Origin of the sequence: Serratia sp. CY29653, from assembly GCF_052169255.1 — a bacterium.
Lineage (GTDB): Bacteria > Pseudomonadota > Gammaproteobacteria > Enterobacterales > Enterobacteriaceae > Serratia > Serratia sarumanii.
In genome coordinates, this window is the sequence record NZ_JBJNLC010000001.1 from 1,131,516 (window position 1) to 1,146,091 (window position 14,576).

Below are 14,576 nucleotides of genomic sequence, written 5' to 3' on the forward strand. Positions count from 1 at the left end.
TCGCCGGGGCAGGCAGAGTCAGACAGAGAACCGCATTCCTCTTTTATTCATACCGGCTCGAGGTCGTCATGGCAGAAGACATTCAGCAACAGGTCATCGCGCTTATCGCCGCCTTCAACGCATCAGGGCGGCTGAAGAAGGGCGTGGTCATCACCCCGGAAACCGAGATCAACACCGCGCTCAACCTGTCGTTCAGCGATTCCAATACGCTGATGCGCCGCTACTTCGATACCTTCGGCGTCGACAGCGGCAACTATAACCACGAGCTGTATTTCCAGCCGCCGACCAACACCGGCCGCTGGTTTTCCCCCTCCGCCTGCAAAGAACACCCCCGGCCGCTGTGCGTGTCGATGCTGGTGCGTTCCGCGCGCGCCAAACGCTGGCTGTACGATATCCACTTTCTTATCGAACAGTTGCGCCAGGCCTGATGCGCCGCTTAATCCGGCTCGGCCGGAGGAAAACCGGCTTCGTCCAGCGCGGCGCCGAAGGCAGCGCCGTGCAACGCACTCTCGATGAGCACTTCCCGCCTGGCCGGATCGGTTTGAATACGCGCCTGCGGGTCAACGTTCAACAACGCCCGGGTGACGGAACTGGCGCAGCCGCCGCAGGTCATGGCTGGAATATGAAAACGAATCATTTTTACTCTCCTCGTCGATTACGGTGTTTGATAACGGTAAAGCTTGCCAGCGTGACAGGGTCAAACTCTTTTTATGACGATTCACGCGGTCGTCGTGGTTTCGGCTCGCGCATCACCCCGAAATGCGGCGTTTGGCGCGGCGCGATGAGCGCCACCGGTTGCGCTAAACCTGCCAGAATAGGGCAGTCGGGGCGCGTATTGCCGTGGCAATGGCCGGCAAGGCGTTCCAGCGTTTGCGCCATCGTCTGCAGTTCCGCAATCTTGGCTTTCAGCACGGCGATATGGGATAGCGCTACGGCTTTAACATCGGCGCTGGCGCGTTCGCGGTCGTGCCACAGCATCAGCAACGCAGATATCTGCTCAACGGAAAAACCCAGGTCGCGTGAGCGCCGGATAAAACGCAGGCCATGCACGTCCGACATGCCGTAGTGGCGGTATCCCGCATCGGAGCGAGCCGCTCTCGGGATCAGGCCTATTTGCTCGTAATAGCGAATCATCTTCGCCGAAACGCCGGATAACCGGGCTGCTTGTCCGATGTTCATCCTGTCCTCCTGTTACGATGATGCCGATATTCCGCCGGGTTGCGCGGTTGCCGCCGCCGCTTCAGCGCGGCTCTCGACGGCCATCGGCGCCTGGAAACGTTTGAGCCGCAGCGCATTGCCAAGGACGAAAACGCTGGAAAGCGCCATCGCGGCCGCGGCGAAAATAGGCGAAAGCAGCGTGCCGTTCAGGGGATAAAGCGCGCCGGCTGCCACTGGGATCAGGACGGCGTTATAGGCGAAGGCCCAAAACAGGTTCTGCTTGATGTTGCGGATCGTCGCCTGGCTGAGCGCAATGGCGTTGGCTACGCCGCGCAGGTCGCCCGACATCAGCACCACATCGGCCGCTTCTATTGCCACATCGGTGCCTGTACCGATAGCCAGCCCAACGTCCGCCTCCGCCAGTGCCGGCGCATCGTTGATGCCGTCGCCGACGAAGGCGACTTTCGCGCTGCTGTTGCGGAAGGATTTCAACGCCGCCACCTTGCCTTCGGGAAGCACTTCGGCCGCGACTTCGTCAATCCCCAATTGCCGGGCGATCGCCGCCGCCGTCGCGGCATTGTCGCCGGTGATCATCGCAACCTTGAGCCCAAGCGCATGCAGCGCAACGATAGCTTCCGGCGTTGTTTCCTTAATCGGATCGGCAACGGCGATCACCGCAGCCAAACGGCCATCAATGGCGGCATAAAGCGGGCTTTTCCCCTGAGCGCCGAGGCGCTCGGCGACGGGCTGAAAACGTGTCACATCAAGCCCGAGCCTGATCATGAAGCGATCTGCGCCAACGGAGATCCGGCGTTGGCCGATGCGCGCCGTTACGCCGAAACCGGGTGTGGCGTCGAAACTGTCGACAGCGGCGAGCGTAAGATTCTGCTCTCTTGCCGCCGCGACGATAGCTTCGGCGATGGGGTGTTCGGACCGTGTCTCGACCGCAGCGACCAAGGCCAGTACTTCGTGGTATTCGAAACCGTCAGCGGGCACCAGATCGGTCAACTCGGGGCGGCCTTTGGTCAGCGTGCCGGTTTTGTCGAGGGCGATAACGCCTACATCGCGCAGAGCCTGCAACGCTTCGCCCTTGCGAAACAGCACGCCCAGCTCGGCGGCGCGCCCGGTGCCGACCATGATAGAGGTTGGCGTCGCCAGGCCCATGGCGCAAGGGCAGGCAATAATCAACACGGCGACCGCATTCACCAGCGCGAAGGTCAGTGCGGGCGACGGCCCGAAGAACAGCCAAACCAGAAAGGTCAGTACCGCCGCCGCCATGACGGCCGGAACAAACCACATCGTCACCTTATCGACCAACGCCTGAATCGGCAGTTTGGAACCCTGCGCTTCCTCCACCAATCGAATGATTTGCGCCAGGACGGTATTCGCGCCGACTTTTGTCGCCCGGAAACTGAACGCGCCGGTTTTGTTGATGGTTCCGCCGACCACATCGGCCCCCACGGTTTTCTCGACCGGCACCGGTTCACCGGTGATCATGCTTTCATCGACATAAGACGCGCCTTCCAGAACTTCGCCATCCACCGCGATTTTCTCCCCCGGCCGGACGAAGACCACATCACCGGCAACCACCTGTTCGAGAGGGATTTCAACCGTTTCGCCATGCCGTTCAACGCGTGCGACCTTGGGTTGAAGGCCGACGAGCCGTTTGATGGCCTGTGAGGTGCGCCCCTTGGCGCGCGCCTCCAGCACGCGTCCGAGCAGGATCAGCGTGACGATCACGGCGGCGGCTTCGAAATAGACGTTGGCGGTGCCCTGCGGTAACACCCCGGGGGCGAAGGTGGCGACCAGCGAATAACCGTAGGCCGCCGCCGTGCCGACCGCAACCAGCGAGTTCATGTCGGGGGCGCCGCGCAGCAACGCAGGAACGCCTTTGCGGAAGAAGCGCAGGCCGGGGCCAAATAAGACCAAGGTGGTGAGGACAAACTGGATATACCAGCTTGTCTGCACGCCCAACCCCTCCATGACCCACTCATGTATGGCGGGAATGAGGTGCGACCCCATTTCCAACAGGAATACCGGCAGGGTGAACAGGGCGGCGCCGAACAGGGCGCGCCGCAACGCGCGTGACTCATTTTCGCGCCGTTCGGCGGCCTGGTCGTCCGCGCTGGGGCTATCCGCCGTCAGGCGGCGAGGCGTATAACCGGCGCGGGTGACGGCAGCGGCGAGGTCTTCCAGGGATACGGTGCCGGCCAGATAGCGCACCCGCGCGCGTTCGGTCGCCAGATTGACATTGGCTTCGGTAACGCCGGCGACCTGGCTCAACGCTTTCTCCACCCGCCCGACACAGGAGGCGCAGGTCATATTTTCGATCGCCAGCTCAGTGGTTTCTTCTCGCACGGTATAGCCGGCGCCTTCGATGGCGCGGGCTGCCGCCTGCGGATTCGCCTGGCCGGTAAACGTGATGTCGGCGCGTTCGGTGGCGAGATTGACCGTTGCCGCCTGCACGCCGGGAACCGCCGTCAAGGCCCGCTCGACGCGACCGACGCAGGAGGCGCAGGTCATGCCTTCAACCGGCAGACTCAGACGCACGGACGAAGGCTGGGGGAAGTTGGCATTGGATGAATTCATGTTATGTGCCCTTAAAGGAGTGGCTGGTATCAGCAAGGCTAGAGCTTCCCATCGGGGGAAGGTCAAGGTTCATCGCCGATTTTTGCCGTCATGAACGAACCGGTCGCGCCGCGACAATCGTTTTTTGCCGCCGCGCACGTCTCCCAGCCGCCGCCGAGCGCTTTGTAGATGCCCACCACGGCAAGCCGCTGACGCGTGCCGGCCTGCGTCAATGCGCGCCGGCTGGCGAAGTCGGCCCGTTCTGCCTCGAGCACCTCCAGATAAATGCCTTCGCCCGCGGCAAAACGCGTCTGGGCGAGCCGGGCCGCTTCGCGATTCGCCGCCGCCTCAAGTAACCGCAGATCCAACGTGCTGACCGCCTCAGCATAGGTTTTGAAAGCATCGTCCGTTTCGCGCAGCGCGCTCAGCACCGTCCGCTCGTAAATCAACAGCGCCTGTTGTGTTCGCGCCTCGCTGGCGGCGATCCGGGCGCGTACGCGCCCGATATCGAGAAATGCCCAGCGAATCACTGGGCTGATCACACCGGAGAACGCACCGGCGCCAGTCAGCGCATCGAGGTTGCCGGCGACCAGCCCGATCGAACCTCGCGCTTCGATGCGCGGGTAGAGCGCCGCCGTTTCCACGCCAATCATGGCGGTGGCTGCCGCAAGTTCCCGTTCAGCCGCCACAATGTCGGCGCGCCGGGCGAGCAGGGCGCCGGGCGTGCCCACGGCGATCGTCCGCAGCACTGGCGGCTGGCTTCCCCATTCGGCGGAAGGGGGGCGGAATGTCTGGGGCATTTCGCCAAGCAGCGTCGCCAATGCGTTGACGGCGGCGGCTCGGCGGCGTTCCAGCTCTGGCGTCGCCGCTTCGACGTTGCGCAATAGCGCCTCGGCGCGCAATCGGTCGAATTCGCTGGCGGCGCCGGCGCTCATTTGTTTTTTTACCAGCACCAAACTTTCACGCTGGCTGTGGCTAATTTCGGCGACCATCTTAAGTTCGGCGTCTAAACCTCGCAGTTCTAGCCAAGTGGCGGCCACTTCCGCAGCGACGCCCGCCTGAACGCCACGCAGCAACGCTTCGCGGCTTCCCGCCAGCGCCTGGGCGGCCTCAATCGAGCGCCGAACGTGTCCAAAGAGATCGATTTCCCATGTCGAATCAATCGCACCGCGATAGGTTTGCGTATGGCGTGGCTGGGCGGCCAGCTTCTCCGCTTCACCCAGTCGACGCGTCTCATAACTCAGCGCGGCACCGGCGCGCGGCAGGAAATCCTGCCGCTGTTCACGCAACAGGGCTCTGGCTTCGTCTACTCGGGCGACGGCGATACCGACATCATGGTTCGCCGCCAACGCGCGCTGAACCAAATCCGTGAGAGCAGGATCGTCAAAGAGGCGCCACCAGGCGAGTTCGACATTTCCGGCACTCAGCCCCGCCGGTGGTTGGCCGAAGCCGGCAGGGTGACGGGCGACGGGCGGCGAGTAATCGGGGCCCACCGCCGCACATCCGGTTAGCAAGGCGAGCGCGCTCAGCGGCAATAACAAGGTTCTACGAAGATTTTTCATCAGACTCGCTCCTTACGGCTGGCTTTGGCTTTGGCACGATATTGCTCGAATCGGGTCGCCAGGCCGCGAATCACGACATAAAAGACCGGCGTCAGGAACAGGCCGAACAAGGTCACGCCCAGCATGCCGGCGAAGACCGCCACCCCCATGGCATGGCGCATTTCCGCCCCCGCACCGCTGGCGAAGATCAATGGAATGACGCCGGCGATAAACGCGATTGAAGTCATCACTATCGGTCTTAATCGCAGCCGGCAGGCCTTAATCACCGCCTCGAGCGCGTTGGCGCCTTCATCCTCCAGGCTGCGGGCGAACTCGACGATCAGAATGGCGTTTTTGGCGGCCAGGCCGACCAGCACAATGAGGCCTATTTGCACGAAAACGTTGTTGTCGCCGCCCAGCAGCCAGACGCCAATCATGGCGCTCAACAGACACATCGGCACGATCAGCAGCACGGCCAAAGGCAGTAGCCAGCTGTTGTATTGCGTGGCCAGAATGAGATAGGCGAGCAGCACGCACAGCGGAAAAATGAACAGCGCCGCGTCGCCCGCGAGCTTTTGCTGATAGGTGAGATCGGTCCATTCGACGGTCATGCCTTCCGGCAGCGTCTCTTTCGCCAGGCGCTCCATCAATGCAGCCGCCTGACCGGAACTGACGCCCATCGCCGCACCGCCCGAGATATCAGCCGATGGATAGCCGTTGTAACGAATGATGCGATCCGGGCCGGAGCCGGGCGTAACGGTGACAAAGGAAGACAGCGGCAGCATGTCGCCGGCCGCGTTGCGCACCTGCAGCCGGCCGATAGCTTCGGCCTGCATGCGATGGGCGGCATCGGCCTGAGCGGTGACTTTGTAGGTGCGGCCGAATCGGTTGAAATCGTTGATGTAAAGCGAGCCGAGGTAGATTTGCAGCGACTCGAACACATCCGCCAGGCTGACACCCTGACTTTGCGCCTGAGTGCGGTCGATAACCACATCGAGCTGCGGCGCGTTGATATCCAGACTGGTCATCAGACCGGCGACCTGGCCCGATTCGGTGGCTTTCATCATCAGGATCCGCGTGTGCTCAACCAGGGACTCAAGCCCCGCGCCGCTGCGATCCTCCACCTGCATCTTGAATCCGCCGGTAGCGCCGAGACCGGGAACGGGCGGTGGCGGAAATACGCCGAGGAAACCATCGGGAATGTCGGCGAATTTCGCCTGCAGCCGACCGGCTATGGCGGAGGCGGCCAGATCGGGCGTGGCGCGATCTTTAAACGGATCGAGCATGACGAACATCACGGCGGCGTTCGGCACATTGACGAAGCCGTTAATCGACAGCCCCGGAAAGGCCACGACGCTTTCCACCCCAGGTTCCGCCAGCGCGATCTTCGACATCTGTTTAACGACCGCATCGGTGCGATCCAGCGAGGCCGAATTGGGCAGTTGGGCGATGCCCACCAGATAGTACTTATCCTGCATGGGCACGAAGCCCGGCGGAACGGCCTGGAAGCTGAAAAACGTCAGAACGAGCAGCCCGCCGTAAATAGCCAGCGCCATCCCGCGGACGCGCACCGTTTTACGCACGGCATTGGCATACGCGTCCGGCGCGCGTTGGAAAGGCCGGACAGCGGCTTGCAAGACGCGCCCAATGCGGCCGGGAGCGCGAGGTTTCGCCGGATGAGGCCGCAGCAACATGCCCGCCAGCGCCGGGCTGAGCGTAAGCGAATTGAGCGCCGACAGCAGGGTTGAAATGGCGATGGTCAGCGCGAACTGCCGGTAAAACTCGCCCTGTAAACCGCTCAGGAACGCTGTTGGAACGAAAACCGCGGCCAGCACCGAGGTGATGGCGACGATCGGCCCGGTGACTTCATCCATGGCGAGTCGCGCGGCTTGCTGCGGCGTTTTGCCGTTTTCGATGTGTCGTTCGACGTTTTCCACCACCACGATCGCGTCATCGACGACGATGCCGATAGACAATACCAAACCGAACAGGGACAGCGTATTGAGAGAGAAGCCCATCAAGTACATGATGGCGAACGTGCCGACCAGCGAAACCGGCACCGCGAGCAGCGGAATCAGCGAGGCTCGCCAGCTGAGCAGGAACACCACTACCACGATCACCACCAGCAGGATCGCTTCCAGCAGGGTCGTCACAACCGACTCGAGCGATGCCCGCACGAAAACCGTGGGATCGTAGGCGATCCGTGAACTGAGTCCGGCAGGAAAGTTGCCCTCCAGGCGCTTGACGGTCGCTCTGACCGCCTGAGCGACGTCCAGCGCGTTGGCGCCCGGGCTCTGAATGATTTGCAGCGCGACGGCCGGCTCGCCGTCGAGCAGGCTGCGCAGCGCATACGCATCGGCGCCCATTTCTATACGGGCGACGTCGCGCAGGCGGGTCACCCGGCCGTCGCTGCCGGTGCGGATGATGATATCGCCAAACTGTTTCTCATCGGCCAGACGGCCGAGGGTATTGACCGTAACCTGAAATGCGGCATTGGAATCGGGCGCCTGACCGACGGAACCGGCCGCCACCTGAACGTTTTGCTCGCGCACCGCAGCGATCACATCGCCGGCGGTTAGCCCGCGCGCGGCGATCAGATCCGGATCCAGCCAGAGCCGCATGCTGTATTCGCCGGCTCCCCAGACCTGGACATCGCTGACGCCCGGAATGCGGGACAGTTCATCACGAACCTGCAGATAAGCGTAATTCGAGATATAAAGCGGATCGTAGCGTTGGTCAGGCGACAGGAGATGCACCACCATCAGGATGTCCGGCGAGGTTTTCTGCGTCACCACGCCCTGGTGCTGTACCTCTGCAGGCAAGCGGGGTAACGCGCGCGCGACCCGATTTTGCACCTGGATCTGCGCCATGTCGGCATTCGTTCCCTGGGCAAAGGTGACGGTCAACGTCATTCGGCCGTCGGTCGCCGCCTGTGAAGACATGTAAAGCATGCCTTCGACGCCGGTGATGGCTTGCTCAAGCGGTGCGGCCACCGTTTCCGCGATCACTTTCGGGTTGGCGCCGGGATAAGACGCCGTCACTTGTACGGTAGGCGGCGTAACCGCAGGGTATTCGCTGAGCGGCAACTGGAATAACGCCACGGTGCCGGCGATCAGCGTCAAGATCGAGAGCACGATGGCGAAGATCGGGCGTTTAATGAAGAAACGAGGGAAAGTCATGTCGCGTCTCCCGCAGCGTTCAATTGCTCGATAGGCGCGCCGTCAATCTCGGCGGGCTGCGGCGTGATTGACATGCCGGGGCGCACCAGCCCTTTCACGACGATGCGTTCTCCCGGCCGCAGGCCGTGCTCTATCACGCGCAGTCCTTCAACGACCGGGCCAAGTTCAACGGGGCGGTATTCGGTTTTGTCATTCTCATCGACGACCAGGACATAGCGCCGGTTTTGATCGGTGCCAATCGATTGGTCGGCGATCAGGATCTTGGCCTGCGGCGCGCCGGTTTCCAGCTTGACTCTGGCGAACAACCCAGGTGACAGTCGCCCATCCGGGTTATCGATCACCGCGCGCAGGCGCACCGTTCCCGTCGTGCGGTCGGCGGTATTGGACTGGAAATCGACGCGCCCGCGCCGGGAATAGGTTTTGTCTGCAAGTAACGCCACCGATACCCGAATGTCAGGTGGCGCCGTTTTATTGCGCCACGCGGTCAACGATTGCAAATAGGTGCGTTCATCCACATCGAAATAGACGTGGAGTGGATCGACCGAGACCAGCGTGGTGAGCGGCGTGACGCCGCCGGTGACATAGTTGCCTTCGGTGACGAGCGTCTGGCCTACGCGTCCGGCAATCGGCGCGGTGACGCGGGTGAACTCCAGATCCAACTTTGCCGCCTCCCGCGCCGCTTTCGCTGCGTTGACCTGCGCATTGCTCGCTTTCATCATGGCGGTGGCCGAATCAAACCGATCGCGGGCGATAACGTTTTTATTGAACAACGTCTTAGCGCGCACATAGTCGGCCTGGGCTAGCGTTGAGGCGGCTTCCGCTTCTTGCAAACGCGCCGTCGCCTCGTTCAGCGCGGCTTGAAATGGCCGCGGATCGATGAGAAAGAGCGGGTGGCCTTTTTCTATCAGGCGACCTTCCGGCACATTTACCGCCAGCACATAACCGGCGACCCGAGGCCGCAACTCAACGTGCTTGACCGCGGCCAGCGAACCGGTGAATTCGGCAAAGGGCGTTATCGGGCGGACTAAAACATCAGCCACAGGAACTCGGGGAGGCGGCGCAGGTGTCGCCGAAGACGGGTTTTCTTTGCAGCCGGCAACGGCGAAAGCGCCGTTTATCGCCGCTGCGATCAGGATTATGGTTTTGGCTTTCATCATTTGACCTTTCCTACCGAAGTCGACAGTGGAATTCACTGCGTGGAAGCAGTTCATCCCGCGTTATCCGACTTCCAACGTTGGGAAGGTCAAGCGATTTTTGGTTTATTGCAAAGGGGATGCCGCGTCGTCGCTATCTGGTGCGATCCCCTGAACGGCTATTTCTGCAGCACCTCGACGAACTTCGCCAGCCACTGCGGATGCGCCGGCCAGGCCGGGGCGGTGACCAGATTGCCGTCGACGTGCGCCTGATCGATGCCGATCTCCGCATAATGGCCGCCGCCCAGCCGCACCTCCGGCGCACAGGCCGGGTAGGCGCTGCAGGTGCGGCCTTGCAACACCCCGGCCGCCGCCAGCAGCTGCGGGCCGTGGCAAACGGCGGCGATCGGCTTTTTCGCAGCGTCAAACGCCTGCACCAGCGCGATCACGTCGGGATTCAGGCGCAGGTATTCCGGCGCCCGGCCGCCGGGGATCAAGAGCGCATCGTAGTGCTCTTCTTTGGCGGTGGCGAAGTCGGCGTTCAGGGTGAAACGGTGGCCGGGTTTCTCGCTGTAGGTTTGCGCGCCGTCAAAATCGTGGATCGCAGTCATGATGTAGTCGCCGACGGCTTTGCCGGGGCACACGGCGTCCACCCAATGGCCGATCATCTGTAACGCCTGAAACGGCACCATGGTTTCGTAATCTTCGGCATAGTCACCGACCAGCATCAGGATCTTTTTCTTGCTCATGATCACAACTCCTGCGGGATGGGGATTGCCTAAGGTATAGCCCAGCGGCCCTGGGAATGCGAACCGCGAAGCGCCTATCTATACTCGTGATACTGCGGCGCTTTTCTCGCCGCTCAACCCCAGGGAGGATCCCCGATGCTGAATCTGGCTACCTTGCTTGAAGAGAGTGCGCGCACCTGGCCGGAACGGCCGGCGGTGATACAGGACGATGTACCGCTCAGCTATCGGGCGCTGAACGACATGGCCAACCGGGTGGCAAATCTGTTGGTCGCGCGCGGCGTGCGGCGCGGTGAACGGGTGGCGCTGGCCTGCCCGAACCGGCCGGAGTTTCCGGCTGTCTATTACGGCATTCTCAAAAGCGGCGCGGTGGTGGTGCCGCTCAATATTCTGCTTAAGAGCGCGGAGTTCGACTATTACCTGGCGGATTCGGCGGCGGTGGCGCTGTTTTGTTTCGAAGGCAGCAGCGGCCTGCCGCTGGGGGAGGAAGCGCTGCGGGCGGCGGCGAAGGCGGAGCAGTGCCGTGAGGTGTTTATCATCGGCGATCGGTTGCCGCTCGAGGGGGAACGTTTCAGCGCGGCGATAGCCGCACAGGCTACCGAATTCGCTTCGGCAACGACGCTCGAAAGCGACACCGCGGTGGTGCTGTATACCAGCGGCACCACCGGCCGCGCCAAAGGGGCGGAGTTGACCCACGCCAATCTGGTGCTTAACGCCTTGGGATCGGTGCGGCTGTTCGACGGTTCGGAGACGGCCCCCGATCGTCACCTGGTGACCTTGCCGCTATTCCACACTTTTGGTTCGACGGTGCAGATGAACGCCGGGTTCGCTTCCGCCGCCACTCTGGTGCTGGTCGAACGCTTCGACGCGGCGCAGGCCATCGCGCTGATGCAGCGGCACGGCATCACCTTTTTCGCCGGGGTGCCGACCATGTATTGGGCGCTGTTGAATGCGCTGGATGAACACACGGACATCGAACGCTTGCGCAGCACGTTGCGTATGGCGGTGTCCGGCGGCGCCAGCCTGCCGGTGCAGATCCTGGAGGATTTTTCGCGCCGCTTCGGCGTCAACATTCTCGAAGGGTACGGGCTGTCTGAGACCAGCCCGGTCGCCACCTTTAACCATCCTCACCGCCTGACCAAGCCCGGCTCCATCGGCCAGCCGATCTGGGGCGTGGAGGTGCGCCTGCTCGACGCCACCGGGCAGCCGGTCGACGCTGTCGATCAGGTGGGGGAGATCGCGGTGCGCGGCTACAACATCATGAAAGGCTATCTGAATCGCCCCGAGGCGACGGCGGAGGTGCTGGAAAACGGCTGGTTCCGCACCGGCGATCTGGCGCGCCGCGACGCCGACGGCTTCTATTTCATCGTCGATCGGGCCAAGGACATGATCATTCGCGGCGGGTTCAACGTCTACCCGCGCGAGATTGAAGAGGCGCTGATTCGCCACCCGGCGGTGTCGTTGGTGGCGGTGATCGGCGTCGAACATCCGTCGCTGGGCGAAGAGATCAAAGCGGTGGTGGTGTTGAAAGAGACGGAGGAGCCGATCGAGGAAGAAACGCTGATCGCCTGGAGCCGGGAACGGCTGGCGGCGTACAAGTATCCGCGCATCGTCGAGTTCGTCGAGCGTTTGCCGATGACCAGCACCGGTAAGGTGTTGAAGCGCTGTTTGCGCTGAGGAAAACCCGGCCTGCCGGGGCGGGCAGGCCGGGATACGGGCATCAACCTGGGTAGATGCCGCGCTCTTTACGTGCGGTCAGGATGCGCTCACAGGCCACGATATAAGCGGCGGTGCGCAGGCTGCACTCTTTCTCTGCGGCCTTGTTCCAGACGTGGACCATGGCGTCGGTCATGATCTTGTCCATACGCTCGTTGATCTCGGACTCGCTCCAGAAGTAGCTCGCCATGTCCTGCACCCACTCGAAGTAACTGACCGTTACGCCGCCGGCGTTACAGATAACGTCCGGAACCACGGTGATGTTACGGGAGCGCAGAATGTCGTCCGCCTCTGGGAAGGTCGGGCCGTTAGCGCCTTCCAGCACCAGTTTGGCGCTGAGGATCTCGGCACGCTCACGGGTGATTTGGCCTTCCAGCGCCGCAGGGATCAGGATGTCCATGTCGACCGACCAGAACGCTTCGCTTTCGATCTCGCTGGCGCCAGGGAAGCCGGCGATCTGCTTGTGCTTGGCCTGGTATTCGGTCAGCGCGGCCAGGTCGATGCCGTCGGCGTTAAACAGGGTGGCGGAGTGGTCCTGGATGGTGACGACGCGCGCGCCGACGCCAACGAACAGGCGAGCCGCTTCGCTGCCCACGTTACCGAAGCCTTGCACCGCCACTTTGGCGCCTTCGATCTGCACGCCCAGACGCTTGGCCACTTCACTGCCGGTGACGAACACGCCGCGGCCGGTCGCTTTCTCACGGCCCAGGGAGCCGCCGAGGTGGATTGGCTTGCCGGTGACCACGCCGGTGATGGTGGTGCCGTGGTTCATGGAGTAGGTGTCCATCATCCAGGCCATCACTTTGGCGTTGGTGCCGACGTCCGGCGCAGGGATGTCTTTCTGTGGCCCGATGATGAAGCCGATTTCGCTGGTGTAGCGGCGGGTCAGTCGCTCCAGTTCGCCTTCAGACAGTTTGAACGGGTCGACGCGGATACCGCCCTTGGCGCCGCCGTACGGCAGGTTGACCGCGGCACACTTGATGGTCATCCAGGCGGACAGGGCCATCACTTCGTTCAGATCGACGTCAGGGTGGAAGCGGATACCGCCTTTGCCCGGCCCACGCGACAGGTTGTGCTGTACGCGGAAACCTTCGAAGTGACGGATGGTGCCATCGTCCATCTGCAGCGGGATATCGACAATCAAAGCGCGCTTAGGGTGACGCAGCGTATCAACCCAGCGTGACAGCTCGCCGAGGTAAGGGGCGACGCGATCGATTTGTTGCAGATATGTAGCCCAAGCGGTGGTGCTGCTGTCTGAAGCGTAGGATAGCTTTTCCATAACCAACCTTTATATATTAGAGGTATTTATTTCGTTTAACCGTGGATTAGCAAGCGCATAACACTTTGCGACGCTAAATTTACCACTAATTATGCCGGTTGTTAGCCCCCCGCTCATCGGGCCAGCGGGCGGTTTTTCGCCGCCTGCAGGGCGGTAAATGAATAGTTAATTACTTTTTGTCGGCAGTGAGCGAGCACATGCATAATTTATGCATGTAAAGCGCATAAAAACCCTTTTTATCTATTTTTCAGAAGCTTGAATGTGATCAAAAAGTTTCATTTTATTTAACAGCCATGTTGACAATGGCGTTTCCCCTCGGCAGCGTTAAAATCCTGTTAAAACGCCGTCTGCCGCCGAGTTTTACCTGGGCAAAGAGGAGCATGATTCGAGGCTAGTTTAATGTGTTGCGGCAGAAGAGCGGGCTGAAAAGCGTGTTCACCTGAAACGAACGGGTGACCGATCCCCGGCAAGGACAATAAAGGCGCTTGCGACGCAGCCGTCGGTGAAGGAGACGCCAACGCCATCCACTCGGCAAGCGGCGGCAACTGCGGTATGCTAAGCGGCTGAACCGCAAACCAAACCGGGCTATACGGAGACCCCCCAGCGTGCCGAACTCTTCTTCTCAACTCGAACTTTTGCGCTCGGTCGCCGACGGTATCGCGGCGCTGTTTTTTCCGAATGCGGAAGTGGTGATCCACGATCTGGCCACCAACAAGATTGCCTATCTGGCCAACAACCTGTCGAAGCGCAAACCGGGCGATGACGCCGGGCTGGAGGACTTCGAGCTCGATGGCGGCGCCGGCGTGACCGGCCCCTATGAGAAGCTGAACTGGGACGGCAAAAAGATGCGTTCGGTGAGCATCGCCGCGCGCGACGAGCAGGGCAAGCCCAGCTATCTGCTGTGCATCAACCTGAGCACCGCGATGTTCGAGGACGCCCGCAACGCGCTGGACATGTTCCTGTCGGTCACGCGGCTGCAGCCACAGCCGCAACAGCTGTTCAAAGATGACTGGCAGGAGAAGATCAACACCTTCCTGCACGATTGGCTGCGGCGCGAAAACGCCGCGCTCGGCGCGCTGAGCCGCGAACAGAAACGGCGGCTGGTCAGCGATCTCTATCATCAGGGGGCGTTCAAGGCCAAAAGCGCCGCAGACTACATCGCCAACGTGCTGTCGATGGGGCGCGCCACGGTGTACAAGCACTTGCGAGAATTGAAGCAGGAGTAAAGGCGGCGGGAAAGGTGGAAAAATGGGCGG

Annotated in this window: 11 protein-coding genes; 3 read left to right on the forward strand and 8 right to left on the reverse strand. The window is 61.8% G+C overall.

Annotation, left to right across the window (positions count from 1 at the left end):
• The first annotated feature begins 68 nt into the window (after window positions 1-68).
• Window positions 69-428, forward strand: a complete 360-nt coding sequence (locus ACJ8HN_RS05510; protein WP_047567415.1) for a DUF1493 family protein — start codon at window positions 69-71, stop codon at window positions 426-428.
• Window positions 429-436: 8 nt separating this feature from the next.
• Here ACJ8HN_RS05510 and ACJ8HN_RS05515 read toward each other — a convergent pair whose 3' ends face one another.
• From ACJ8HN_RS05515 to ACJ8HN_RS05545, 7 genes are all read right to left on the reverse strand, one after another.
• On the reverse strand, window positions 437-634 hold the full coding sequence (locus tag ACJ8HN_RS05515; protein ID WP_442523553.1) for a heavy-metal-associated domain-containing protein: 198 nt from the start codon (window positions 632-634) through the stop codon (window positions 437-439).
• Window positions 635-708: 74 nt separating this feature from the next.
• On the reverse strand, window positions 709-1,179 hold the full coding sequence (gene cueR, locus ACJ8HN_RS05520; protein ID WP_049212188.1) for a Cu(I)-responsive transcriptional regulator: 471 nt from the start codon (window positions 1,177-1,179) through the stop codon (window positions 709-711).
• 12 nt (window positions 1,180-1,191) lie between these two features.
• On the reverse strand, window positions 1,192-3,747 hold the full coding sequence (locus ACJ8HN_RS05525) for a heavy metal translocating P-type ATPase (RefSeq protein ID WP_442523133.1): 2,556 nt from the start codon (window positions 3,745-3,747) through the stop codon (window positions 1,192-1,194).
• Between the two features lie 62 nt (window positions 3,748-3,809).
• A complete protein-coding gene (locus ACJ8HN_RS05530; protein ID WP_049196938.1) occupies window positions 3,810-5,288 on the reverse strand; it encodes an efflux transporter outer membrane subunit in 1,479 nt (492 codons plus the stop codon).
• Entirely contained in the window at window positions 5,288-8,446 is a 3,159-nt protein-coding gene (locus tag ACJ8HN_RS05535; RefSeq protein ID WP_234721011.1) for an efflux RND transporter permease subunit, read from the reverse strand. Before ACJ8HN_RS05535 ends, ACJ8HN_RS05530 begins: the two co-directional genes overlap by 1 nt.
• Window positions 8,443-9,603 (reverse strand): efflux RND transporter periplasmic adaptor subunit, encoded by a 1,161-nt coding sequence (locus tag ACJ8HN_RS05540; RefSeq protein ID WP_269454185.1) that lies wholly within the window; start codon window positions 9,601-9,603, stop codon window positions 8,443-8,445. Before ACJ8HN_RS05540 ends, ACJ8HN_RS05535 begins: the two co-directional genes overlap by 4 nt.
• 155 nt (window positions 9,604-9,758) lie before the next feature.
• Window positions 9,759-10,328: a DJ-1/PfpI family protein gene (locus tag ACJ8HN_RS05545; protein WP_033634573.1), complete on the reverse strand. Its 570-nt coding sequence runs from the start codon at window positions 10,326-10,328 to the stop codon at window positions 9,759-9,761.
• A 135-nt stretch (window positions 10,329-10,463) separates the two neighbouring features.
• Between ACJ8HN_RS05545 and ACJ8HN_RS05550 the strand changes: the two genes are divergently transcribed.
• Entirely contained in the window at window positions 10,464-12,002 is a 1,539-nt protein-coding gene (locus tag ACJ8HN_RS05550) for a long-chain-fatty-acid--CoA ligase (RefSeq protein WP_442523134.1), read from the forward strand.
• 43 nt (window positions 12,003-12,045) lie between these two features.
• Here ACJ8HN_RS05550 and ACJ8HN_RS05555 read toward each other — a convergent pair whose 3' ends face one another.
• Window positions 12,046-13,320 (reverse strand): Glu/Leu/Phe/Val family dehydrogenase, encoded by a 1,275-nt coding sequence (locus ACJ8HN_RS05555; protein WP_033653137.1) that lies wholly within the window; start codon window positions 13,318-13,320, stop codon window positions 12,046-12,048.
• 605 nt (window positions 13,321-13,925) lie between these two features.
• On the opposite strand from ACJ8HN_RS05555, the gene ACJ8HN_RS05560 reads away from it, so the two are divergent.
• Window positions 13,926-14,546, forward strand: a complete 621-nt coding sequence (locus tag ACJ8HN_RS05560) for a helix-turn-helix transcriptional regulator (RefSeq protein WP_033648347.1) — start codon at window positions 13,926-13,928, stop codon at window positions 14,544-14,546.
• Window positions 14,547-14,576: the final 30 nt, after the last annotated feature.